At 63.2% G+C, this 24,720-nt stretch carries 21 protein-coding genes and 1 tRNA gene; 10 read left to right on the top strand and 12 right to left on the bottom strand.

Annotation, left to right across the window (positions count from 1 at the left end; genetic code table 11):
- The first annotated feature begins 10 nt into the window (after positions 1-10).
- Positions 11-1,633, top strand: a complete 1,623-nt coding sequence (locus NX774_RS15310; RefSeq protein WP_258823370.1) for a M28 family peptidase — start codon at positions 11-13, stop codon at positions 1,631-1,633.
- 108 nt (positions 1,634-1,741) lie between these two features.
- Positions 1,742-2,065, top strand: a complete 324-nt coding sequence (locus NX774_RS15305; RefSeq protein ID WP_258823102.1) for a hypothetical protein — start codon at positions 1,742-1,744, stop codon at positions 2,063-2,065.
- Between the two features lie 148 nt (positions 2,066-2,213).
- Here NX774_RS15305 and sodC read toward each other — a convergent pair whose 3' ends face one another.
- Together sodC and NX774_RS15295 are read right to left on the bottom strand one after the other, a co-directional pair.
- Positions 2,214-2,738 (bottom strand): superoxide dismutase [Cu-Zn] SodC, encoded by a 525-nt coding sequence (gene sodC / locus NX774_RS15300; protein WP_258823101.1) that lies wholly within the window; start codon positions 2,736-2,738, stop codon positions 2,214-2,216.
- 97 nt (positions 2,739-2,835) lie between these two features.
- Positions 2,836-3,774, bottom strand: a complete 939-nt coding sequence (locus tag NX774_RS15295; protein ID WP_258823100.1) for a helix-turn-helix transcriptional regulator — start codon at positions 3,772-3,774, stop codon at positions 2,836-2,838.
- Between the two features lie 367 nt (positions 3,775-4,141).
- Between NX774_RS15295 and NX774_RS15290 the strand changes: the two genes are divergently transcribed.
- From NX774_RS15290 to NX774_RS23500, 8 genes are all read left to right on the top strand, one after another.
- The gene (locus NX774_RS15290) at positions 4,142-5,068 is read left to right on the top strand and encodes a hypothetical protein (protein ID WP_258823099.1); all 927 of its coding nucleotides are present in this window, start codon (positions 4,142-4,144) and stop codon (positions 5,066-5,068) included.
- A 113-nt stretch (positions 5,069-5,181) separates the two neighbouring features.
- Positions 5,182-6,192: a catalase family peroxidase gene (locus tag NX774_RS15285; protein ID WP_258823098.1), complete on the top strand. Its 1,011-nt coding sequence runs from the start codon at positions 5,182-5,184 to the stop codon at positions 6,190-6,192.
- A 452-nt stretch (positions 6,193-6,644) separates the two neighbouring features.
- Entirely contained in the window at positions 6,645-7,157 is a 513-nt protein-coding gene (locus tag NX774_RS15280; RefSeq protein WP_258823097.1) for a GNAT family N-acetyltransferase, read from the top strand.
- 103 nt (positions 7,158-7,260) lie between these two features.
- The gene (locus NX774_RS15275) at positions 7,261-7,989 is read left to right on the top strand and encodes a cytochrome b/b6 domain-containing protein (RefSeq protein WP_258823096.1); all 729 of its coding nucleotides are present in this window, start codon (positions 7,261-7,263) and stop codon (positions 7,987-7,989) included.
- 26 nt (positions 7,990-8,015) lie between these two features.
- On the top strand, positions 8,016-8,684 hold the full coding sequence (locus NX774_RS15270) for a response regulator (RefSeq protein WP_258823095.1): 669 nt from the start codon (positions 8,016-8,018) through the stop codon (positions 8,682-8,684).
- Positions 8,681-10,027, top strand: coding sequence for an ATP-binding protein (locus NX774_RS15265; RefSeq protein WP_258823094.1), 1,347 nt, complete (start codon positions 8,681-8,683; stop codon positions 10,025-10,027). Before NX774_RS15270 ends, NX774_RS15265 begins: the two co-directional genes overlap by 4 nt.
- Before the next feature lie 123 nt (positions 10,028-10,150).
- The gene (locus NX774_RS15260; RefSeq protein WP_258823093.1) at positions 10,151-10,381 is read left to right on the top strand and encodes a DUF433 domain-containing protein; all 231 of its coding nucleotides are present in this window, start codon (positions 10,151-10,153) and stop codon (positions 10,379-10,381) included.
- Positions 10,378-10,710, top strand: a complete 333-nt coding sequence (locus NX774_RS23500; RefSeq protein ID WP_370660438.1) for a DUF5615 family PIN-like protein — start codon at positions 10,378-10,380, stop codon at positions 10,708-10,710. The genes NX774_RS15260 and NX774_RS23500 overlap by 4 nt, the downstream gene beginning before the upstream one ends.
- Before the next feature lie 76 nt (positions 10,711-10,786).
- On the opposite strand, the gene rpoC is transcribed toward NX774_RS23500, so the two are convergent.
- The 10 genes from rpoC to tuf all read right to left on the bottom strand — a co-directional run bounded on the left by rpoC (position 10,787) and on the right by tuf (position 24,662).
- Positions 10,787-15,037, bottom strand: a complete 4,251-nt coding sequence (gene rpoC, locus NX774_RS15255; protein WP_258823092.1) for a DNA-directed RNA polymerase subunit beta' — start codon at positions 15,035-15,037, stop codon at positions 10,787-10,789.
- A 167-nt stretch (positions 15,038-15,204) separates the two neighbouring features.
- Complete coding sequence (gene rpoB, locus NX774_RS15250) at positions 15,205-19,314, bottom strand: DNA-directed RNA polymerase subunit beta (RefSeq protein WP_258823091.1); 4,110 nt, start codon at positions 19,312-19,314, stop codon at positions 15,205-15,207.
- Between the two features lie 339 nt (positions 19,315-19,653).
- Complete coding sequence (gene rplL / locus NX774_RS15245) at positions 19,654-20,034, bottom strand: 50S ribosomal protein L7/L12 (protein ID WP_258823090.1); 381 nt, start codon at positions 20,032-20,034, stop codon at positions 19,654-19,656.
- A gap of 61 nt (positions 20,035-20,095) precedes the next feature.
- Positions 20,096-20,596: a 50S ribosomal protein L10 gene (gene rplJ / locus NX774_RS15240; protein WP_258823089.1), complete on the bottom strand. Its 501-nt coding sequence runs from the start codon at positions 20,594-20,596 to the stop codon at positions 20,096-20,098.
- A 333-nt stretch (positions 20,597-20,929) separates the two neighbouring features.
- Positions 20,930-21,634 (bottom strand): 50S ribosomal protein L1, encoded by a 705-nt coding sequence (rplA, locus tag NX774_RS15235; protein ID WP_258823087.1) that lies wholly within the window; start codon positions 21,632-21,634, stop codon positions 20,930-20,932.
- Complete coding sequence (rplK, locus tag NX774_RS15230; RefSeq protein ID WP_258823086.1) at positions 21,634-22,065, bottom strand: 50S ribosomal protein L11; 432 nt, start codon at positions 22,063-22,065, stop codon at positions 21,634-21,636. The genes rplA and rplK overlap by 1 nt, the downstream gene beginning before the upstream one ends.
- Positions 22,066-22,230: 165 nt before the next feature.
- On the bottom strand, positions 22,231-22,857 hold the full coding sequence (gene nusG / locus NX774_RS15225) for a transcription termination/antitermination protein NusG (RefSeq protein ID WP_258823085.1): 627 nt from the start codon (positions 22,855-22,857) through the stop codon (positions 22,231-22,233).
- On the bottom strand, positions 22,857-23,246 hold the full coding sequence (gene secE / locus NX774_RS15220; RefSeq protein WP_258823084.1) for a preprotein translocase subunit SecE: 390 nt from the start codon (positions 23,244-23,246) through the stop codon (positions 22,857-22,859). Before secE ends, nusG begins: the two co-directional genes overlap by 1 nt.
- A 36-nt stretch (positions 23,247-23,282) precedes the next feature.
- Positions 23,283-23,358 (bottom strand) — tRNA-Trp (locus NX774_RS15215).
- A 113-nt stretch (positions 23,359-23,471) separates the two neighbouring features.
- Entirely contained in the window at positions 23,472-24,662 is a 1,191-nt protein-coding gene (gene tuf, locus NX774_RS15210) for an elongation factor Tu (RefSeq protein WP_258823083.1), read from the bottom strand.
- Positions 24,663-24,720 lie beyond the last annotated feature (58 nt).

Raw genomic sequence — 24,720 nt, 5'->3', positions numbered from 1 at the left:
GCAGGATCCCATGCAGAAGATGCTCACCTCCGCCGTCCTGGCCACCAGCCTGGCGATGGCGTTCCCGGCGCATGCCGCCAAGGTCGCGGCCGGCCCGGTCGTCCACGAAGCGCCGCTGCGCGCCCATCTCGCCTTCCTCGCTTCCGACGCGCTCGAAGGCCGCGGCACCGGCCAGCGCGGCGGCGAACTGACCGTCAACTACCTGGAAGCGCAGGCGATGGCGATCGGGCTGCAACCGGCCAACGGCAGCAGCTACCGCCAGCCGGTGAAAATCGCGGGCGTGAAATCGTCGCCGGCGCAGAGCAACGTGTCGATCGTCGCGGGCGGCCAGGCGCTGCCGCTCACCTTCGGCACCGACTGGGTATGGGCGCCGGGCGACACGCAGCCGGTGCACCAGATGGACCACGAGCTGGTGTTCGCCGGCTACGGCATCACCGCCCAAGAAGAAGGCTGGGACGATTTCAAGGGTCTGGACTGCAGCAACAAGGTGCTGGTGGTGATGGTGAACGACCCGCAGCCAACCGACGCCGAGCCGAACCGCTTCAATGGCAAGGGCCTGACCTATTACGGCCGCTGGACCTACAAGTTCGAGGAAGCGGCGCGCCACAAATGCGCAGGCGTCCTGCTGATCCATACCACCGCATCGGCCTCGTATGGCTGGAGCGTGGTGCAGACCAGCTGGATGACCGAGCGCTTCCAGCTGGCCGAGGGCGAGACGGAGCCCGGCATGGAAGGCTGGATGACCGAGGACACCGCGCGCAAGCTGTTTGCCGCTTCCGGCTTCGACCTGGACAAGCTGCGCGCGCAAGCCGAAGACAAGTCGTTCAAGCCCGTGCCGCTGGGCGCGCGCGTGAAGGGCGAGACCCGCGCCGAAGTGCGCAAGCTGGACGAGTACAACGTGGCCGGCATCGTGCCGGGCACCGATCCCAAGCTCAAGAACGAAGTGGTGATCTACAGCGCGCACTGGGACCACATGGGCAAATACGGCGACGCCAAGGACAACATCTGGAACGGCGCGGTGGACAACGCATCGGGCACCGCCGGCCTGCTGGCGATGGCGCAAGAAGCCGTGCGCACGCCGGCCAAGCGCAGCCAGATGTTCCTGTGGGTGGCGGCCGAAGAGCAGGGCCTGTTGGGCAGCGCGGCCTACGCGGCCAACCCGCTGTGGCCGGCCGCGAAGACGGCGGCCAACCTGAACCTGGACAGCCTGAATTTCGTGGGCGCGGCCAAGGACATCGGCGTGCAGGGCAGCGAGCGCACCGACCTGGGCGCGATGGCAGCGGCCACCGCCAAGGCGATGGGCCTGGTGCCGGCGCCGGCCAAGCCGGACCTGTCGGGCGGCTACTTCCGCAGCGACCACTTCAGCTTTGCCAAGGCGGGCATTCCGGCGTTCTCGGTGGGCGGCGGCCACGCCTGGGTGAAAGACGTGGAGGCGAACAACGCCAAGGCCAAGGCCTATGCCGCGCGCTACCACCAGGTGACCGACGAGTATGACCCGAGCTGGGACCTGTCGGGCATGGTGCAGCAGGCCCAGTTCACGCTGAACCTGGGGCAGGCGGTGGCCAATGCGCCGAAGATGCCGGCCTGGAAGGCGGGCGACCCGTTCGGGAAGGCGCGCGCCGGCTCGAACTGATCCACAGCCCGGCCCCGTGCCGGGCTTGTTGTTCCCCCCTCGGGAGGGCTGTTTTCCGCCACTCCCGGCTGAGAAAATCGCGGTTTCAACCTGAACTGGAGTTTCCCGATGCGCCTGCTGATTGCTTCTCTCTTGATGATGACCGCCTCGACCTATGCCGCCGCTGCCCCGAAGCAGGCGCAATGCGAAGCCTTGTCCAAGCCGATCGAGGCGAAGACCGCCGAGCTGCAAAAGGCGGAGAAGGCCACGCCGCAGGCATGCGCGGGGTGGCGCCAGACGATCAGGATGCTGGAGAAGTACGTGGCCGATGCCGACAAGATGGGCTGCCCGATGGCCTACGTGTCGGGCCAACCGGCCGGCGGCCCGGAAGAGCGGGCGGTGATGCTCAAGGAAATCAAGCAGGCCATTACGGACGAGTGCAAGGGCAAATAAGCCACCCGCATGACCCGCGGCGTCCTTTCGGCCTGCAACCTAAACCCGTCGTCCCCGCGCAGGCGGGGACCCATGCTGAGCGTGCATTCACGCGGCCTATGGGTCCCCGCCTGCGCGGGGACGACGGGTTGAAGCTGATGGTGAAGGCTTACTGGATCACGCCGCACACCAGGCGCGCACCGCCACCGCCCAGCGCCGCCGGATGGTCCGAGTGGTTGTCGCCGCCCACGTGCACCATCAGCGCGCGGCCCTTCACGTCCGCCAGCTTCAGGCGCGGCGCCAGCACCGGCATGTTGGCGTTGCCCGATACATCCACGTACAGCGCCGGCAGGTCACCCAGGTGGCCATCGCCCCACGGCAACCCGTGGTGCTTGCTGCCGGCCGGGTCGTAGTGGCCGCCCGCGGCCAGGCCTGCCACCGACTTGCCATCCTTCATCCCAGCGCTGCAGTTGCCCACTTCGTGCACGTGAAAGCCGTGCATGCCCGGCGGCAGCCCGGTCAGCGCCGGGGTGAACACGACGCCATGCGGCGTTTCCGTGATCGTCACGCTGCCGGCCGAGGCGCCGGTGCCGCTGTCGGTCAGCACGGACATCGGCACGTGCAGCTCCGGCGATGCGGCCACCGCCAGCGCCGACACCCATGCCGTAGCAGCAGCAATCCATTGCTTCTTCATCAGATCCCCCTCCATCGCTCAATTGAAGAGGAAATAGTAATTTTCTAACTTTGTGTAATCTATCCCCATCAATGGGGGATAGTAATGGGACTTTGTTTTACATTCGCGAGACGGCCGGGCGCAGGATGGCGAGCAAGCCTGCCTCCGATGTGCAGCCGAATTTCTCGTAGACCGCTTTCACACAGTCACGCAGCACGGCATCACTCACATCCATGCGCGCGCGTGCGGCTTCGCGGCCGCCGCCTACGCCCATCCAGTACGCGACCTCCATCTGCTGCGGGGACAGCTCGACCGTATTGAGGGCGCGCCAGATGCGCAGCGGCATGGGAACGACGAACTTGAGGAAGATGCCGACCGTCCGGCTGTGGGCCGGGTCGAGCGCGGTTGCCAGCGGCACGCCGCCGGCCCCCATCCACTGCGCGCGCGCCTCGAGCGCCCCGCCGGCCAGCGCCAGCGTGCAGGACGGCAGGCGCCACGGGTAGCGGTCGCCGTACACCACCGACTCCACCAGCCGCTGGCAGAACGGCGGCAGCATGCGGCGGTCGAAGACCTGCTGCTCCTGCGACGCCAGCTGGTCCAGCAGCGCACCGGCCGAATCGCTCAGGAACAGGATCTGGCCGCTGGTCGTGGCCAGCAGCATCGCCTCATCCTCGATGACCCCGGACAGGCCGGTCGCAGGCGCCAGCGCATTGCGTTGGGCATGCTCGAAATAGGTGGCCACGCGTCCCAGGTCTTCGTCGTCGTGCGCGTCGAAGTCCGGCCCCTGGTTGCGCAGCAGGGTGACCGAGCCCAGCGACTCGCCGCCACGGTCGAGCGCGCGTTCGAGCACGAACTCGTAGTCGTGGCGCCGCACCGGGCCAAAGTTCACGGCATCGCTGAAGTAGTAGCCGTTGGGCGGCGGCAGGACCGTCGTCGCCGCGTCGTCGAGCGGCGGCTCGTTGGCCGCGTCACCCGCCTCGGCACGCAGGAACAAGGTTGCGGCCGCGTTGGGAATGAGCTCGCGCACGAGCGCGAACGCATCCGGCACGATGGTCATCAACGGCAGCCCTGTGGAGCAGAGGATCCGGAGCCTGGCCCATTGACGACTGTTCTTTTTGCGTGACACGACTTGTAGGGAAGTTGAACGACGTTAGTGAGGCATACTGATCGGTAGCGGTAGAAATGTCAACATTTCCGCAAGAATAGCCCCAGGCGATTCACAATCTTCCGCTAAATAAACATTTGGCCGACTTTTCTGCGCTGAAACTTCACAACGGCGGCGATATCTGGCCAGCGGGCAACGGCTATCCAAACGCCCAGGACAGCGCCGGTGTGGCGTATTAGCAAATATGCATGCAACGCACATTTGCGGCCCGGACTTCGCGCATGGCAACATTGCCGGCTTGACCATTGCGGAGAAATGAATGCGCCGTCCGTTACTTGCCCTTGCCGCCTCCCTGTCCACCCTTGCCCACGCCGCCGAGCCGGTCGTGCACAACGTGTCGATGGATTTCGTCCAGTTCTGGGACACCGTGAGGGACAAGCCCAAAGCCGAGCAGCTGGCACAATTCAAGGCCCGTATCGCTCCCGGCTTTCCCGGCTTTTACCAGATTGCGCGTTTCAACGGCTCCGTCACGCAGGAAAAGCAGGACGCCAAGATCCAGCGCGCCATCGACGACTTCCCGGCGATTCGCGAGGGCTACCTCGTCAAGGCCCGCAATTTCGAAACCGAGCTGCCGAAAAATATCGCCAGCTTCAAAGCCACCTTCCCCGATTTCGTTTCCAACCACGAAATCTATGTCGTGCACTCGCTGGGCGAAATGGATGGCGGCATTCGCCAGATCGGCGGCAAGGACTACCTGATCTTCGGCATCGACGGCATGGTCAAGTACCACGGCGCAGGCAGCGACAGCCCGTTCTTCCACCATGAGCTGTTCCACACCTATCACAGCGCGATGTCCGAATGCGATGAGGCGAACTGGGTGTCGCTGTGGCGCGAAGGGCTGGCGGTGTACGTGGCCAAGGTGCTGAACCCCGACGCCGACAACGACCAGTTGCTGCTCGAGATCCCCGACCACATGGCAGACCGCACCGCGGCCGTGCTGCCCGCCGCGCTGGAGCAGCTCGAGCAGGTGCTGGACAACAAGGACAGCGAAAGCTATTCCGGCCTGTTCCTGCGCGCGGGCGACAAGACCGCTCTGCCGGCACGGCGCGGCTACTACCTCGGCTACCTCGTCGCGCAGGAAGCGGGCAAGACACGCAGCGTGCAGGAGCTGGCCAAGCTGGGATGCGCACCGGTGCGCGAACTGGTGCACAACACCGTCCACACGCTGCGGGCGAAGGCGCGCTAGCCAGACCGGCGCTTCCTTTGCGTGCGCTCATACGTGGCGCGTGACCGTGTGTCATGCTGGCGCCGCCGCTGAACGTTCGGCCCGCGCGCCAGCGCACCCAAGAGGAGGCACCAATGCAGCGCTTTCAAACACGATCCGTTCGGCGGTTGTTCCTGCTTGCGCTCGGCCTGTTCGCATGGAGCGCAGCCGCGTCCGCGCAAACCGCGGTCAACGCAACGCAAGTGGTGGACCAGCTGGAAAACACCTTCGGCGTGCACGCCGGGGAGCGGCGCAACCACATCAAGGGCGTGTGCGCCGCCGGCGAATTCGTCGGCACCAAACAGGCCGCCACCTATTCCCGGTCCGCCCTCTTTTCGGGCAAGCCCGTTCCGGTCGTCGCGCGCTTCTCCATCGCAGGCGGCGACCCGAACGCGCCCGATACAACGCCGAACGCGCGCGGCATGGCGCTCGAATTCCGGCTACCGGACGACAAGCTGCAGCACATCACGATGATCAGCACGCCGATGTTCGGCGCGGCGCAGCCCAAAACCTTCTTCGACAACCTGGTCGCCACCAAGCCCGATCCGTCCACCGGCAAGCCTGACCCGAAAAAGGTGAAGGCCTTCCTCGACAGCCATCCCGATGCGCGCGCGCAGTCCGAGTTCCTCACGACGCACCACCCGCCGGTCAGCTTTGCCAACAGCGCCTACTTCGGCGTCCACACCTTCAAGTACATCGACAAGAACAACAAGACAACGCTGGTACGCTGGCGTTTTGTGCCGCAGGACGGTGAAAAACGCCTGACCGACGCGCAGCTCAGATCGATGCCGCGTGACTTCCTGGCGCAAGAGCTGATCGAGCGGATCAAAAAGGGCCCGGTGCGCTGGGACATGGTGGTGACCATCGGCCAACCCGGCGACACCGAAACCGATCCCACGGTTCTCTGGCCGGAAGATCGCAAGGAATTCAAGGCCGGGACATTGGCCTTGTCGTCCGCCATGCCGCAAAAAGGCGGCGCCTGCGAGAAGATCAACTACGACCCGTTGGTGATGGCAGACGGCATTGCGGCGACCAGCGACCCGATCCTGACCTTCCGCTCGCCGGCTTATGCGGTCTCGTTTTCGCGCCGCTTGCAGGGCAAGTAATCGCCGTTGGTCCCGAGCGGGGTTTCGAAAATCCATGCGGCACTGCAGGTTGACACCGCGCTTCAAGGGCCTATACTCGCCCCAACTGCATTAACGCTTTGCATATGCCGGTGACCAAGTTCCTCGATCTCGCGTACAACACCCCCGTGCCCCGTCGGCACGGTGATATGCGCCCGATTGCAGCTGTCCATCCCGCTCGTCCGCAGTGTTCTGCGTCCAGTCAAGGTCGCGTATCGAACCTGCGCCGCGCGTCTTCGTCCGCACGAGGCTCCGCCTGGCTTCACTAGGCTCGGCGAGTGCCTGAGACCGCACTCCCGAGCCCCCTCCCAAACACGGATTGGTGGTGCCGGCGCAAGCACCGGCACGCCGCCTTTTCACGAATTCAACGGCCGTCATGCGCGGCCACGGGAACAGATGAAACCAGACATCCTCACCTCCACAAGGGCTGCGCCATGACGCGCGCCTATCGCAGCCCCGGTCCGGCAGATGTGTCGGCGATCCTTGGCGTCCAGCGTGAATGCTACCCCGCCGCCTTGCGCGAAGACCGACAGACCGTCGAGCAGCGCATCGCCGCCGCGCGCGATTTCTGCTGGGTCGCGCATGACGAACAAGGTCTCTTCGCTTACCTGTTCGCGTACCCGTCCACGCTTGGGCGAGTCACTCCGCTCGGCGGCCTGTTCCACGTGCAGCCCGGTGGCGACACGCTCTACCTGCATGACCTGGCCGTCTCGCGGCGCGCCGCCCGGTCTGGCGCGGGTTCCAACCTGGTCGAGCTTGCCGTCGCCAGCGCGCTCGCGCGTGGCTTTACGCACGCGGCCCTGGTCGCGGTGCAGGGCTCGCAGCCATTCTGGGAGCAGCACGGCTTCGTCCTGCACGACGCGGCGGACGCCACGCAAGCGGCCAACCTGCAAACCTATCCCGGCACGGCGGTGTACATGCGGCGCCCACTGAGATCGAACAAGTAACGCAGCCATCGTTAAGAACTCCTTAAGCTCGCGAACCGAGCATGGTGGACAAGAAGAGCCAACACAGTGCTGGCTCTCTGTCGAATCAACCAAGGAGTCTTCGATGAACACGACCTCTGTTTCCCACGCTGACGCTCCCGCCAGCGACGCGGCGGAAAGCCGCATGCTGGTCTGGGACGCCCCGGTCAGGGTTGTCCACTGGCTGATGGCGCTGTGCTTCGCCGGCGCTTACCTCACCGCCGAAAACGACTCGCTGCGCGCAGTGCACGTCACCCTGGGCTACACCATGGCGGGCCTGGTCGGCTTTCGCCTGATCTGGGGCCTGGCGGGCACCCGCTATGCGCGCTTTTCGCAATTCGTACGCGGGCCTGGCGCGGCGCTGCGCTACCTGCGCTCATTGTTCTCGCGCCATCCCGAGCACCACGTCGGCCACAACCCGGCCGGCGCACTGGCGATCATCGCCCTGCTCGGCACCACGGTGCTGCTGGTTGCGAGCGGTTGGGCCAACTATAACGACATCGCCGGCCACTGGACCGAAGAAGTGCACGAAGCGATTGCCGGCGCCATGGTGGCCCTCGTTGGAGTGCACGTTGGCGCAGTTCTGCTCAGCAGCGTCCTGCACCGCGAAAACCTCGTCGCCAGCATGATCAGCGGGACCAAGCCGCGCACGCCGGGCGAAGGCATCCGCAGGGCATGGCGCGGGATTGCAGCGGTTGTGCTGGCAGCGGTGCTCGGATTCTGGTGGTGGCAGTGGCAGGCCGAACCTGCGGCGCAAATCGGGGTGCATGCGGTCGCGACCCAGCACCACGGCGGCAAGGACGATGACGACTGAGCCACGCTTCGTGCGACAATGACCTGATGCGAATACTGCTTGCAGAAGACGATGCACTCCTCGGCGACGGCCTGCGCGCGGGCCTTCGCCAGCGCGGCTTCCAGGTGGACTGGGTGCGCAGTGGGGATGTCGCCGAACAGGAATTGCGCGCCGAACCGTACGGGGCCGCCGTGCTGGACCTGGGCCTGCCCGGCAAGGACGGCATGGACGTGCTCGCGGCCATCCGGCGCGCGGGAGTCAAGGTGCCGGTGCTGGTGCTCACCGCGCGCGATGCGGTGCCGGACCGGGTTCGCGGCCTCGATAGCGGCGCCGACGACTACGTGGTCAAGCCGATCGACCTGGACGAGCTGGCCGCACGCCTGCGCGCACTCGTGCGACGCGCGCATGGCCAGACGCAGGAGTGCCTGGCCGCGCAGGATATCGTCCTTGAACCGGCCGCCCGCACGGTCACCAAAGGCGGCACACCGGTCGCACTGTCCGGCAGGGAGTTCGACCTGCTCCAGACCTTCCTGCTCAATGCCGGCCGCGTGCTCACGCGCGACCAGCTGGAGCAGCACCTGTACAGCTGGGGCCAGGAAGTGGACAGCAACGCGGTCGAGGTGCACGTGCATAACCTGCGCCGCAAGCTGGGGGCAACGCTCATTCACACCGTGCGTGGCGTGGGCTACATGCTTGCCAAGGACGGCGCCGCATGAACGCAAAGGGCTCGCTCCAGGGCCGGCTGCTGCGGCTGGTCCTTGGCGTGGTTGCAGTCGCATGGCTGGTCGCACTGGCCGCCACCTGGCGCGACGCGCAGGACGAACTCGATGAACTGTTGGACAGCCACCTGGCGCAAGCAGCGGCGCTGCTGGTGGTGCAGCAGTCCACCAGCTTTGGCGACGAAGGTCACCAAGCCGACGCGCCACTGCTGCACCGCTACGCGCCCAAAGTGGCGTTCCAGGTTTATCACGAAGGACGCCTGGCGGCACGCTCGGCCAACGCTCCCGCAGAACCCATGACGGGTTCGCGCGAGCATCGGAACGACGGCTTCACGACCGTGCGGCTCGCGGGTGCCACCTGGCGCGTGTTTGCCACGCACGGAGCGGAAAACGACGTGCAGGTGTACGTCGGCGAACAGCTCGACTCCCGTTATGCCATCTCGCTGGCGGTCTTGCGCAGCGCCCTGTGGCCGCTTGCGGTCATGCTGCCGCTGCTGGCCCTGGCGCTGTGGTGGGCCATCCGCACCGGGCTCCTGCCCTTGCAACGGTTGGGCCAGGCGCTGGCGCAGCGGCGCCCGGCGGCACTGGAACCCTTGCCCGTGCAGGATCTGCCAAAAGAAATGATGCCGATGGTGAGCGCGTTGAACGGCTTGTTCGACAGGATCGCCACGCTCATCGAAAGCGAACGCCGTTTCACCTCGGATGCGGCCCACGAATTGCGCACCCCGATTGCTGCGATCCGCGCACAGGCCCAGGTGGCGCTTGGCGAACCGGACAGCAGCGTGCGTGATCAGGCGCTGCGCCAGACGCTGGCGGGCTGCGACCGCGCGACCCACCTGGTCAATCAGCTCCTCACCTTGTCGCGGCTGGAATCGGGAACAGCGCCACAACTCGCACCGACCGACCTCGCCTCAATATGCCGTGACGTCGTGGCCGAACTGGCGCCATCCACAATAGGCCGCAACCAGCAGCTGGAATTCGATGGGCCAAGCCACTGCAAGGTATCGGGAAATGAACCCCTGCTCCGCGCGCTGGTACGAAATCTCGTCGACAACGCGGTCCGTTATTCCGGCACTGGCGCACGTATCGTCTGCCGGTTGGTGGAAGCGGACAACCGTTTTACCTTGTCGGTTGATGACAGCGGCGCAGGGCTGAGCACCGAAGAGCTTGGCAATCTGGGCCTGCGGTTTTACCGGAAGAGCGGAAGCGTCGAGAGTGGCAGCGGTCTCGGCTGGTCGATCTGCGATAGGATTTGCCGGGTACATGGCTTTGCGCTGTACGCCGGGCGCTCAGCGGCTCTGGGCGGTCTTCAGGCGACGGTAACGGGAGCGTGCGGCTAATGCAGCTGCCCTGCACAATGCTGCTCTTTGGCCGCGATCAGCTAACGCGGAGGAACAATGGGGGCGTTAGCTTTTATGATGTAGCATTAAGTCCCCAACGATTTGCCACTCGGCCGATTCAGCATGGAAAGCGTTCTGATCCCACGGATTACCTCGGAGCCCGACAAGTGCGGAGGAAGGCCTTGTATTCGCGGGATGCGAATTCGAGTCTCAGACATCATTTCGCTGTTGGCGGCCGGCGCTTCACACGAAGAAATTCTCGCCGATTTTCCCGCCTTGGAGGAAGACGACATCCGCGCTGCCTTGGGCTATGCAGCCCTCACCGTTGACCAGCCAGTACAAGGCCGCGCTTGAGGCTGCTGATCGACAATCAGCTACCAGCCGCGCTCGCCCGATACCTCCAAAGCAGGGGCTGGGACGCAATCCATGTTTCCGATGTTGGGCTCGAATGCTCAGCCGACAGCGTCATCTGGCGTTACGCGACTGACCACAATCTCGTCATCGTAACAAAGGATCAGGACTTCCAAATGATTGCGCAACGGCAGACCCAGATACCTCCTCAGGTCCTGTGGGTACGCCTCGGCAACTGCCGACGTCCGGCGCTATTTGACGCATTCGCCCACCAAGAAAGCCATCTCCGCCAAGTGCTCCGCTCAGGCGCTTTTGTTGTTGAGCTTCGCTAACGGCAGCTGGCTGCCAACAATGATTCTTAAAAAAAACGGCACCCGCAGGTGCCGTTTTCGTTGGAGCTGACGAGGATTACTCGCCGTCGCCCGGATGCGTTTCCGCTTCCTGCTGGGCGGCGTTGGCCTGGTCTTCCATCGCTTGCAGCTCGGCGGCCATGTTGGCCTTTTCCTGCTGCAGCAGCTGGGCGCGCTCTTCCGCCTCCCACTGCTCTTTCTCCTTGCGGGCGCGGTGGAACGCCAGACCCGTACCGCCCGGGATCAGGCGGCCGACGATCACGTTTTCCTTCAGGCCGCGCAGACCATCGCGCTTGCCCATGATCGCCGCTTCGGTGAGCACGCGGGTGGTTTCCTGGAACGATGCGGCCGAGATGAACGAGTCGGTCGACAGCGATGCCTTGGTAATACCCAGCAGCACGTTCTCGTACGAGGCCGGCAGCTTGCCCACGGCGGTGACGCGGTCGTTCTCTTCCAGCAGCTCCGAACGCTCCACCTGCTCGCCGACGATGTAGTCGGTGTCGCCGGCATCGGTGATCTGCACACGACGCAGCATCTGGCGAACGATCACCTCGATGTGCTTGTCGTTGATCTTCACACCCTGCAGACGGTACACGTCCTGCACTTCGTCCACGATGTAGCGGGCCAGCGCTTCGATACCCAACAGGCGCAGGATGTCTTGCGGATCGGCCGGGCCGTCCACGATCATCTCGCCCTTGTTCACCACCTGGCCGTCGTGCACCAGCACTTGCTTGTCCTTGGTAATCAGGAACTCGTGCTTGTTGCCGTCCATGTCGGTGATTTCCAGGCGCTGCTTGCCCTTGGTCTCTTTACCGAAGGCGACCGTACCGGTGACTTCCGCCAGCATGCCGGCATCTTTCGGCGAACGGGCTTCGAACAGCTCGGCAACGCGCGGCAGACCACCGGTAATGTCACGGGTCTTCTGCGACTCGGTCGGGATACGTGCAAGCACTTCACCCACCGACACTTGCTGGCCGTCTTTCACCATGATCAGCGCGCCGACCTGGAAGCCGATGGTCACGCTGTGCTCGGTGCCGGCGATCTTCACTTCTTCGTTCGCTTCGTTCAGCAGCTTGACCTGCGGACGCATGGCCTTGCCCGAACCGCGGCGCTTGGCGTCGATCGCCACCAGGGTCGACAGGCCGGTCACTTCGTCCACCTGGCGAGCGACGGTCACGCCCTCTTCCACGTTTTCGAACTTGATCGTACCTGCGTACTCGGTAATGATCGGACGGGTCAGCGGGTCCCAGGTTGCCAGGGCGGTGCCGGCCTTGACTGCCATGCCGTCCTTGACGCTCAGGGTCGCGCCGTACGGCACCTTGTGGCGCTCGCGCTCGCGGCCGTGGTCGTCCGTGATCAGCACTTCGCCGGAACGCGAAATGACGATCTGGGCGCCCTTGCCGTTGGTGACGTAACGCATGGTCGCGGTAAAGCGGATGGTGCCGTTCGACTTGGCTTCCACCGACGATGCCACTGCCGCACGCGATGCCGCACCACCGATGTGGAAGGTACGCATGGTCAGCTGGGTACCCGGCTCACCGATCGACTGCGCTGCCACCACACCGACTGCTTCGCCGGCGTTCACCAGCATGCCGCGGCCAAGGTCACGGCCGTAGCACTTGGCGCACAGGCCGTAGCGGGTTTCGCAGTTCAGCGGGGTGCGGACCTTCACTTCGTCGATGCCAAGGCGCTCGATCTCTTCGACCATGTCTTCGTCGAGCAGCGTGCCGGCTTCGTACAGCGTCGCCTGGGTTTCCGGGTTGACGATGTCGGTGCCTGCCACGCGGCCCAGGATACGGTCGCGCAGGGCTTCGATCACTTCACCACCCTCGACCATCGCCTTCATCTGCGTGCCGTTGCTGGTGCCGCAATCGTCCTCGGTCACCACCAGGTCCTGGGTCACGTCGACCAGGCGGCGGGTCAGGTAACCCGAGTTTGCGGTCTTCAGCGCGGTGTCGGCCAGACCCTTACGGGCGCCGTGCGTCGAGATGAAGTACTGCAGCACGTTCAGGCCTTCGCGGAAGTTCGCGGTAATCGGCGTTTCAATGATCGAGCCGTCCGGTTTCGCCATCAGGCCGCGCATACCGGCCAGCTGGCGAATCTGGGCTGCCGAACCACGGGCGCCCGAGTCGGCCATCATGTAAATCGCGTTGAACGATTCCTGGGTGCCGTTGCTGCCGTCACGCTTGACCACCGGCTCGACCTTGAGCTGGTCCATCATCGCCTTGCCGACTTCGTCCGAGGTCTTGCCCCAGATGTCCACCACCTTGTTGTAGCGCTCGCCGGCGGTGACCAGACCCGATGCGTACTGCTGCTCGATCTGCTTGACTTCCGATTCGGCGGTCGAGATCAGGGTCTTCTTCACGTCCGGGATCAGCATGTCGTCCACGGCGATCGAGATACCGGCGCGCGTTGCCAGGCGGAAGCCCGACTGCATCAGCTTGTCGGCAAACACGACGGTGGCACGCAGGCCGCACTTGCGGAACGACGTGTTGATCAGCTTGCTGATCTCTTTCTTCTTCAGCGGGCGGTTCAGCACCGAGAACGGCAGGCCATTCGGCAGGATCTCGGACAGGATCGCGCGGCCGACGGTGGTCTCGTAGCGGGTCACGGTACGGTCAAAGCCGCCCTCAAGGTTCTTCGGATGCTCGACAATACGCACCGTGATGCGGGTCGCCAGCTCGACTTCCTTGTTGTCGTACGCGCGGATCACTTCCGACACGTCCGGGAACATCATGCCCTCGCCCTTGGCGTTGATCGCCTCGCGCGTTGCGTAGTACAGACCCAGCACGATGTCCTGCGACGGCACGATCGACGGCTCGCCGTTCGACGGGAACAGGATGTTGTTCGAAGCCAGCATCAGGGTGCGGGCTTCCATCTGTGCCTCGATCGACAGCGGGACGTGCACTGCCATCTGGTCACCGTCGAAGTCGGCGTTGAACGCGGCGCAGACCAGCGGGTGCAGCTGGATGGCCTTGCCTTCGATCAGGACCGGCTCGAACGCCTGGATACCAAGGCGGTGCAGGGTCGGCGCACGGTTCAGCATGACCGGGTGTTCGCGGATCACATCTTCCAGGATGTCCCACACCACCGGCTCTTGCTGCTCGACGAGTTTCTTGGCGGCCTTGATCGTGGTCGCCAGGCCCATCAGTTCGAGCTTGTTGAAGATGAACGGCTTGAACAGTTCCAGGGCCATCAGCTTCGGCAGGCCGCACTGGTGCAGTTTCAGCTGCGGGCCCACCACGATGACCGAACGGCCCGAGTAGTCCACGCGCTTACCCAGCAGGTTCTGGCGGAAGCGGCCGCCTTTACCCTTGATCATCTCTGCCAGCGACTTCAGCGGACGCTTGTTGGCGCCGGTCATCGCCTTGCCGCGACGGCCGTTGTCCAGCAGCGAGTCCACTGCTTCTTGCAGCATGCGCTTTTCGTTGCGCGTGATGATCTCCGGAGCGCGCAGTTCCATCAGGCGCTTCAGGCGGTTGTTACGGTTGATGACGCGGCGATACAGGTCGTTCAGGTCGGAGGTCGCAAAGCGGCCGCCGTCCAGCGGGACCAGCGGGCGCAGTTCCGGCGGCAGCACCGGCAGCACTTCCATGATCATCCACTCCGGCTTGATGCCCGAACGCTGGAACGCCTCGAGCACTTTCAGGCGCTTGGCGTATTTCTTGATCTTCGCTTCCGACTTCGACTCTTTCAGTTCAACGCGCAGCGCTTCGGCTTCGCGGTTGATGTCGATCGAGCGCAGCAGTTCACGGATGCCCTCGGCGCCCATGAATGCGGTGAAGTCGTCGCCGTACTCTTCGTACTTGGCGGCGTAGTCGTCTTCCGACATGATCTGGCACTTCTTCAGCGGGGTCATGCCCGGATCGGTCACGACGTATGCTTCGAAGTACAGCACGCGCTCGATGTCGCGCAGCGTCATGTCCAGGACCATGCCCAGGCGCGACGGCAGCGATTTGAGGAACCAGATGTGGGCGACCGGCGAAGCCAGCTCGATGTGGCCCATGCGCTCACGGCGCACCTTGGCCAGGGTCACTTCCACGCCGCACTTCTCGCAGATCACGCCGCGGTGCTTCAGGCGCTTGTACTTGCCGCACAGGCACTCGTAGTCCTTGATCGGGCCGAAGATCTTGGCGCAGAACAGGCCGTCACGCTCCGGCTTGAAGGTGCGGTAGTTGATGGTTTCGGGCTTCTTGACTTCGCCGTACGACCACGAACGGATTTTTTCAGGCGACGCCAGGCCAATCTTGATGGCGTCGAAGCTCTCGTTTTGCTGAACTTGCTTGAATAGATCGAGCAGTGCTTTCATTGATCACTCCAGGTGATTGAATTCTTTACTTACTACTTCACCACTCACTTTGCGCCGTCGCCCCGGCGAAGGCCGGGGCCCATACTGAGTAAGCTACTTCGGAGCCTCAGCATGGATCCCGGCCTTCGCCGGGATGACGGCGCATACGTTAGCGGTACGCGCCGGGATTAACCGCGTTCCAGGTCGATATCGATACCCAGCGAACGGATTTCCTTCACCAGCACGTTGAACGATTCCGGCATGCCTGCGTCGATCACGTGGTCGCCCTTGACCAGGTTCTCGTACACCTTGGTACGGCCGTTCACGTCGTCCGACTTCACGGTCAGCATTTCCTGCAGCACGTACGAGGCACCGTACGCTTCCAGTGCCCACACCTCCATCTCACCGAAGCGCTGGCCACCGAACTGGGCTTTACCACCCAGCGGCTGCTGCGTCACCAGCGAGTACGGGCCGGTCGAACGGGCGTGCATCTTGTCGTCGACCAGGTGGTGCAGTTTCAGCATGTGCATGAAGCCCACGGTCACCTTGCGCTCGAACGCTTCGCCGGTACGGCCGTCGAACATCGTCACCTGGTTCTTCGACGGGGTCATGCCCAGGTGCTTGGCGATGTTGTCCGGGAACGCCAGGTCCAGCATGCGGCGGATTTCTTCCTCGTGCGCACCGTCGAACACCGGGGTCGCGAACGGCACGCCGTTCTTCAGGTTGTTCGCCAGGTCCAGGATCTCGTTGTCGCTGAAGCTGTCCAGGTCTTCCGACTTGCCGGTTTCGTTGTAGATCTTCTGCAGGAAGGCACGCACTTCGTCGGCTTGCGCCTTGGCACGCAGCATCTCGCCGATCCGCAGGCCCAGGCCCTTCGCTGCCCAACCGAGGTGGGTTTCGAGGATCTGGCCGACGTTCATACGCGACGGCACGCCCAGCGGGTTCAGCACGACGTCGGCCGGGGTACCATCGGCCATGAACGGCATGTCTTCCACCGGCACGATACGCGAGACCACACCCTTGTTACCGTGGCGGCCTGCCATCTTGTCGCCCGACTGCAGGCGGCGCTTGACGGCCAGGTAGACCTTGACCATCTTCTGCACGCCCGGCTGCAGCTCGTCGCCCTGGGTGAGCTTCTTGCGCTTCTCTTCGAAGGCCAGGTCGAACTGGTGGCGCTTCTCGTTGATCGACTCCTTGATCGCTTCCAGTGCGTTGGCGGTCTCGTCGTCGGCCGGACGGATGTCGAACCAGTGGAACTTGTCCAGGTCGGCCAGGTATTCCTTGGTGATCTGCGCGCCCTTGGCCAGCTTCTTCGGACCGCCATTGACGGTCTTGCCAACGAGCATGCGCTCCAGACGCTGGAAGGCGTCGCCTTCCACGATACGCAGCTGGTCGTTCAGGTCCAGGCGGAAGCGCTTGAGCTCATCGTCGATGATCTGCTGGGCGCGCTTGTCGCGCTGGATGCCTTCGCGGGTGAACACTTGCACGTCGATCACGGTACCGACCATGCCCGACGGCACGCGCAGCGAGGTGTCCTTCACGTCCGAGGCTTTTTCGCCGAAGATCGCGCGCAGCAGCTTCTCTTCCGGGGTCAGCTGGGTCTCGCCCTTCGGGGTCACCTTACCGACCAGCACGTCGCCGGCTTGCACTTCGGCGCCGATGTACACGATGCCCGATTCGTCCAGGCGTGCCAGCTGGTTTTCGGCCAGGTTCGAGATGTCGCGGGTGATTTCCTCAGGCCCGAGCTTGGTGTCGCGCGCAACCACCGACAGTTCCTCGATGTGGATCGAGGTGTAGCGGTCGTCTTTCACGACGTTTTCCGAGATCAGGATCGAGTCCTCGAAGTTCAGGCCGTTCCACGGCATGAACGCCACCAGCATGTTCTGGCCCAGTGCCAGTTCGCCCAGGTCGGTCGATGCGCCGTCGGCGATCACGTCGCCACGGGCCACGCGGTCGCCCACTTTGACGATCGGACGCTGGTTGATGTTGGTGTTCTGGTTCGAACGGGTGTACTTGATCAGGTTGTAGATGTCCACACCGATCTCGCCCGCTTGTGCCTCGTCGTCGTTGACGCGAATCACCACACGGCCGGCGTCGACGTAGTCCACCACGCCGCCGCGCGAAGCCTGCACGGTGGTGCCCGAGTCAACGGCCACGGTGCGCTCGATGCCGGTGCCGACGAACGGCTTTTCCGGACGCAGGCAAGGCACGGCCTGGCGCTGCATGTTGGCGCCCATCAGCGCGCGGTTCGCGTCGTCGTGCTCGAGGAACGGGATCAGCGATGCCGCCACCGACACGATCTGGCCCGGGGCCACGTCCATGTACTGGATGCGCTCCGGCGAGACCAGGATCGGGTCGCCAGCTTCACGGGCCGACACCAGCTCGTCGATCAGCTTGCCGTTCTCGTCCAGGGTCGCGTTCGCCTGGGCGATGATGTAGCGGCCTTCTTCGATCGCCGACAGGTAGTCGATCTTGTCGGTCGCAATGCCGTCTTCCACGCGGCGGTACGGGGTCTCGAGGAAGCCGTACTCGTTCAGGCGGGCGTGCAGTGCCAGCGAGTTGATCAGGCCGATGTTCGGGCCTTCAGGCGTTTCGATCGGGCACACGCGGCCGTAGTGGGTCGGGTGCACGTCGCGCACCTCGAAGCCGGCGCGTTCGCGGGTCAGGCCGCCCGGGCCAAGGGCCGAGACGCGGCGCTTGTGGGTGATTTCCGACAGCGGGTTGGTCTGGTCCATGAACTGCGACAGCTGCGACGAACCGAAGAATTCGCGGATCGCGGCCGAGATCGGCTTGCTGTTGATCAGGTCATGCGGCATCAGGTTGTCCGCTTCGGCCTGGCCGAGGCGTTCCTTGACGGCGCGCTCGACACGCACGAGGCCGGCGCGGAACTGGTTTTCGGCCAGCTCGCCCACGCAGCGCACGCGGCGGTTGCCGAGGTGGTCGATGTCGTCCACTTCGCCACGGCCGTTACGCAGTTCGACCAGGATCTTGATCACGGCCAGGATGTCTTCGTTCGACAGCGTCATCGCGCCGGTCAGCTCGTCGCGGCCGATGCGGCGGTTGAACTTCATGCGGCCCACGGCCGACAGGTCATAGCGCTCCGGGCTGTAGAACAGGCCGTTGAACAGCGCTTCCACCGACTCTTCGGTCGGCGGTTCGCCCGGACGCATCATGCGGTAGATCGCGATGCGCGCAGCCATCTGGTCGGCGGTGTCGTCGGTGCGCAGGGTCTGCGAGATGTAGGCGCCCTGGTCCAGGTCGTTGGTGTACAGGGTCTGGATTTCGCTGACGTTGGCGTCGCGCAGTTTGCCCAGCAGCTCGTCGGTCAGCTCGTCGTTGGCGTTGGCGATGATCTCGCCGGTTTCCTGGTCAACGATGTTCTTGGCCAGCACGCGGCCCACGAGGTAGTCCTCGGGCACCGAGATGTGCTTGATGCCGGCGTTTTCGATGTCGCGCACATGCTTGGCATTGATGCGCTTGTCCTTCGTCACGATGGTCTTGCCCGACTTCGGATCGACGATGTCGAAACGCGCGACTTCACCGCGCAGGCGCTCCGGCACGAATTCCATCTCGCCGCCATCCTGGCGCAGGATGAAGTTGTCGAACACAAAGAAGTTGGCCAGGATCTGCTCCGGCGTCATGCCGATTGCCTTCAGCAGGATCGTCACCGGCATCTTGCGGCGGCGGTCGACGCGGAAGAACAGGATGTCCTTCGGGTCGAACTCGAAGTCCAGCCACGAGCCGCGGTAAGGAATGATGCGTGCCGAGAACAGCAGCTTGCCCGACGAGTGGGTCTTGCCGCGGTCGTGCTCGAAGAACACGCCCGGCGAACGGTGCAGCTGCGAGACGATCACGCGCTCGGTGCCGTTGATGACGAACGAGCCGTTGGCGGTCATGAGCGGCAGTTCGCCCATGTACACTTCCTGTTCTTTCATCTCTTTCACGACCGGCTTGGTCGGCGATTCCTTGTCCAGGATCACCAGGCGCACCTTGGCGCGCAGCGGCGAGGCAAAGGTCAGGCCGCGCTGCTGGCATTCCTTGACGTCGAAGGCGGGGTCGCCCAGCACGTAGGACAGGAACTCGAGGCGCGCGAAACCGTTGTGCGACACGATCGGGAAAATCGACGAAAAAGCCGACTGCAGGCCTTCGTTCTTGCGATCGGTGACAGGAGTATCGGCTTGCAAGAACTGCTCGTAGGACTCGAGCTGGGTTGCCAGAAGATAGGGAACGTTGTGAACGTTGGCGCGCTTCGCGAACGACTTGCGAATGCGTTTCTTCTCAGTGAATGAGTAGTGCATGGACACTCCGTGAGTGACAGAAAGGATGAGAATTCAGGATTTGCCTGTGCTGGCCTTGCGGCCCACAACCAAGTCCTCAAGTCTCGAACTGCCCGCCAGGTAAATTAGACAACCGTGCTACGTACTGCCGGTGACTCTGGTACTTTTGGTACTGCTGGTGCTGCCACTGCTTTACCGCCGGTTGAACGCGTGGGCACGAGTGCCCACCCTACCGGCCCTGCTGTTGTTGCGGTAGCAGAGACGACAAAAGAGCCAAAGCCGCATACCCCACCTTCACGGCGGGGTTTCGGGCTTTGACTCCGGCGCAGGGTGCCGGTTGGCACCCATTGCTTATTTTTATTACTTGAGCTCGGCTTTCGCGCCAGCTTCTTCCAGCTTCTTCTTAGCGGCTTCAGCGTCGGCTTTCGGCAGGGCTTCCTTGACGGTCTTCGGTGCGCCATCGACCAGGTCTTTGGCTTCTTTCAGGCCCAGGCCGGTGATTTCGCGGACGGCCTTGATGACGCCGACCTTGTTCGCGCCGACTTCAGCCAGCACGACGTTGAACTCGGTCTGCTCTTCAGCAGCAGCTGCGCCACCAGCAGCGGCGCCGCCAGCTGCCGGAGCTGCCATTGCAGCTGCCGACACGCCGAATTTCTCTTCGAATGCCTTGACCAGGTCGTTCAGTTCCATGACCGACATTGCGCCAACTGCGTCCAGGAACTCTTCTTTGCTAATTGCCATTTGTAACTCCAGATTTTATTGAATGTAGTTCAGATGTGTACTTGAGAAAAAGACGCGAGCCTTAAGCGGCTTCGGTTTCGCCTTTTTTCGCTGCAACCGCAGCCAGAACACGTGCAAAGCCCGACACCGGTGCCTGCATGACGCCCAGCAGCTGGGCGATGAGGACTTCACGGCTCGGAATGCTTGCCAACGCAGTCACGCCAGCAACGTCAAGTTGCTTGCCTGCGTAGTTACCGGCTTTCAGGACCAGCTTGTCGTTGGTTTTAGCAAAGTCACTGATGACTTTTGCTGCTGCAACGGCGTCGTCCGAGATCGAGTAGATCAGCGGGCCGGTCATGGCGTCAGCCAGCGGGGCAAACTGCGTACCTTCGACAGCACGGCGCGCCAGGGTGTTCTTCAGAACACGCAGGTACACGCCTTGGGCACGCGCTTTTGCACGGAGTTGCGTCAAGTGAGACACCTGAATGCCACGGTACTCGGCCACGACGATCGTTTGCGCAGTTGCTACTTTTGCGGAAACTTCGGCGACGACGGCCTTTTTGTCATTCAGATTAAGACCCACGGTCAACCTCCTTAAATGATGGATGGCTAGTCGCCTTCCATCGGTTCGAACACGGCGTCCGAAGTTAAGAAGTCAAACCAACGCGGATGAATTCACGCGGCATGAGCTACAAAACTTGTTCGGGTTCGCCATCTGCGTTGGGTGGTCTATTAACCTCTTGCCTGCTTGCTGCATTCGGCCCAACGGTCTTTGATAACCTGGCGGGAAATCCCGCCAGCCCAAAGATGCGCCCCATCCTTGCGGACGGGGACTTAATTCAATTCAAAACCAACACCTGGATCCCCGCCTTCGCGGGGAGTCTTCCTCGGCAGTGCCGAGGAAGACGGCGTCGCCTTAAGCAGCAGCGCCGGTCAGGGTGGCGTGGTCAACGCGCACGCCAGCGCCCATGGTCGACGAGATTGCCACTTTGCGCAGGTACACGCCTTTCGACGTTGCCGGCTTGGCGCGGTTCAGGGCGTCGATCAGGGCAACCAGGTTGCTCTTCAGATCTTCGTCGCTGAACGACTTGCGGCCGATGGTCGCGTGCACGATACCTGCCTTGTCGGTGCGGTACTGGACCTGGCCGGCCTTGGCGTTCTTGACGGCGCCAGCCACGTCCGGGGTCACGGTGCCAACCTTCGGGTTCGGCATCAGGCCGCGCGGGCCCAGGATCTGGCCCAGGGTACCGACGATACGCATGGTGTCCGGCGAAGCGATCACGATGTCGAACGGCATGTCGCCGGCCTTCACGCGCTCTGCCAGGTCTTCCATGCCGACGATGTCAGCGCCGGCGGCTTTGGCCTGCTCGGCTTTTTCGCCCTGGGCGAACACAGCCACGCGCACGGTCTTGCCGGTACCAGCCGGCAGCACCACGGAACCACGCACCACCTGGTCCGATTTCTTCGGATCCACGCCCAGTTGCACGGCGACGTCGATCGACTCGTTAAACTTGGCGGTGGCGAACTTCTTGATCAGGGCAACTGCTTCGTCGAAGCCGTGCACTTTGTTGCGGTCAACAGCGGCCTTCATGGCCTTGACGCGTTTGGACAGCTTAGCCATTAGATACCCTCCACCGTGATGCCCATCGAACGAGCCGAGCCAGCCACGACGCGCACAGCAGCGTCCATGTCGGCGGCGGTCAGGTCAGGCTGTTTGAGCTTGGCGATTTCTTCCGCTTGCGCGCGGGTCAGCGAGCCCACCTTGTCGGTGTGCGGCTTGGCCGAGCCCTTGGTGATGCCAGCGAATTTCTTGATCAGGTAGGTCGCCGGCGGGGTCTTCATCTCGAAGGTGAACGACTTGTCCGCGAAGGCGGTGATCACCACCGGAATCGGCATGCCAGGTTCCATGCCCTGGGTCTTGGCGTTGAACGCCTTGCAGAATTCCATGATGTTCAGACCGCGCTGACCCAGCGCCGGGCCGATCGGGGGGGACGGGTTTGCTTTACCAGCCGGCACTTGCAGCTTGATAAAACCAACGATTTTCTTGGCCATGATGGCTCCTATGTTGGATCTGAGTAGTAGCGCCCCGCCGTGCTACTACTTGCCAGGCGGGGCTCCTCTTATCGGATTCCGCCTGATTGCTGCGACGCTCCGATTCGGGCGTTGAATAAAACCTGGATCTCCGCCTTCGCGGAGATGTAATCGGCGTGGCGCCGATTACACTTTTTCGACCTGCCCGAACTCGAGCTCGACTGGGGTGGCGCGACCGAAGATGGTGACCGAGACGCGCACTTTCGATTTCTCGTAGTTGACTTCCTCGACATTGCCGTTGAAGTCGGTGAACGGGCCGTCCTTGATGCGGACCTGCTCGCCCACTTCGTACAGCACCTTGGGCCGGGGCTTCTCGACGCCCTCCTGCACCTGCTGCATGATCTTGTCGATTTCGCGCGCCGGGATCGGGGTCGGCTTGTTGCTCTTGCCGCCGATGAAGCCGGTGACCTTGGGGGTGTTCTTCACCAGGTGCCAGGTCTCGTCGGTCATGTCCATCTCGACCAGCACGTAGCCAGGGAAGAAGCGGCGCTCGGAGACGGATTTCTGGCCGTTCTTGACTTCGACCACTTCTTCGGTCGGAACCAGGATCTGGCCGAACTGTTCGGTCATGCCGGCGCGGGCGATGCGCTCGATCAGCGCGCGCATCACGCTCTTTTCCATGCCGGAATAGACGTGAACGACGTACCAGCGCTTGTTGCTGACCGGGACACTCACGGGAGCGCCCGCCGGCGTGGCGCCAGCGTCAGATGCCGGGACATCGCCCGGCACGCTATCTTGCACGTTTTCGCTCATTATTGTTTCCAGCCCAGTATGACGTCGTACAGCGTGAATTCGAGAATCTTATCCGTGCCCCACAGGAAAATCGCCATCACCAGCACAAAGGCAAACACGATGCCAGTGATCTGGGTGGCTTCCTTGCGGGTCGGCCAAACAACCTTCTTGGTCTCGCGGACCGCTTCCTTGGCAAAGCCCAGGAAGTCACGGCCGGAGGTGGAGGTCCACAAAAGCAGGACGGCAAAAGCCAAACCAGCCACGAGGGCGCCTGCGGCGACCAGGGCTGGTTTGTTTTGGCCTTTCAGGTAAAAGAACCCGACGAGCCCTGCAATCGTAGCAACCACCGCCAGCGCAACCTTCAGCTTGTCGCCCGGGTTGCCGACGGTTTGCACGGATTGATTAGACATACTAGTTTTACTTTCGGTGCCCCGCACCAGATTCGGTGGCAGGGGCGGAGGGCATCGAACCCCCAACCTTCGGTTTTGGAGACCGACGCTCTGCCAATTGAGCTACGCCCCTACGAAAACTTCTCAGTTGAACCGGCAATTCTACCACCAAGCGCGCGCTTCGTGGCAAGCCTTTGTTGACGAGGCAGGACCGGTTGGAGTCCTGCCTCGGTATTGCAGACCGTCTTAGGCGAGGATCTTGGCCACCACGCCGGCGCCGACGGTACGGCCACCTTCGCGGATTGCGAAGCGCAGGCCTTCTTCCATCGCGATCGGAGCGATCAGCTTGACGGTGATCGACACGTTGTCGCCCGGCATGACCATTTCCTTGTCGGCCGGCAGTTCGATCGAACCGGTCACGTCAGTGGTACGGAAGTAGAACTGCGGACGGTAGTTGTTGAAGAACGGGGTGTGACGACCGCCCTCTTCCTTCGACAGCACGTACACTTCGCCGGTGAAGTTGGTGTGCGGCTTGATCGAACCCGGCTTGGCCAGCACTTGGCCACGCTCGACTTCTTCACGCTTGGTGCCGCGCAGCAGCAGGCCGACGTTGTCGCCAGCTTGACCCTGGTCCAGCAGCTTGCGGAACATTTCGACGCCGGTCACGGTGGTCTTCACGGTGTCCTTGATACCGACGATTTCGATCTCTTCGCCGACCTTGATGATGCCGCGCTCGACACGACCGGTCACCACGGTACCGCGGCCCGAAATCGAGAACACGTCTTCCACCGGCATCAGGAAGGCGCCGTCAACGGCACGTTCCGGGGTCGGGATGTAGGTGTCCAGTGCGTCGGCCAGCTTCATGATGGCCTGCTCGCCCAGCTCGCCGGTGTCGCCTTCCAGCGCCATACGTGCCGAACCCTTGATGATCGGCAGGTCGTCGCCCGGGAACTCGTACTTCGACAGCAGCTCGCGCACTTCCATTTCGACCAGTTCCAGCAGTTCTGCGTCGTCAACCAGGTCGCACTTGTTCAGGAACACGATGATGTACGGAACACCCACCTGGCGAGCCAGCAGGATGTGCTCGCGGGTCTGCGGCATCGGGCCGTCAGCAGCGGAGCAAACCAGGATCGCGCCGTCCATCTGCGCTGCGCCGGTGATCATGTTCTTGATGTAGTCAGCGTGGCCCGGGCAGTCAACGTGGGCGTAGTGACGGTTTGCGGTTTCGTACTCGACGTGCGCGGTGTTGATGGTGATGCCGCGTGCTTTCTCTTCCGGAGCAGCGTCGATCTGGTCGTACGCTTTTGCTTCGCCGCCGAATTTCTTCGACAGAACGGTTGCAATCGCCGCCGTCAGGGTGGTCTTGCCGTGGTCAACGTGGCCGATGGTGCCGACGTTCACGTGCGGCTTGGTCCGTTCGAATTTTTCCTTTGCCATTTTAGACTCCTAACGATCCTAACGATTTTGAAGAAGCCGGGCACGCGCCCTGCCGTCG

The sequence above is a fragment of the Massilia agilis genome, from assembly GCF_024756255.1.
GTDB lineage: Bacteria > Pseudomonadota > Gammaproteobacteria > Burkholderiales > Burkholderiaceae_D > Telluria > Telluria agilis.
The sequence above is the reverse complement of the archived record's forward strand: the minus strand, read 5'-3'. Positions and strand labels throughout refer to the sequence as shown.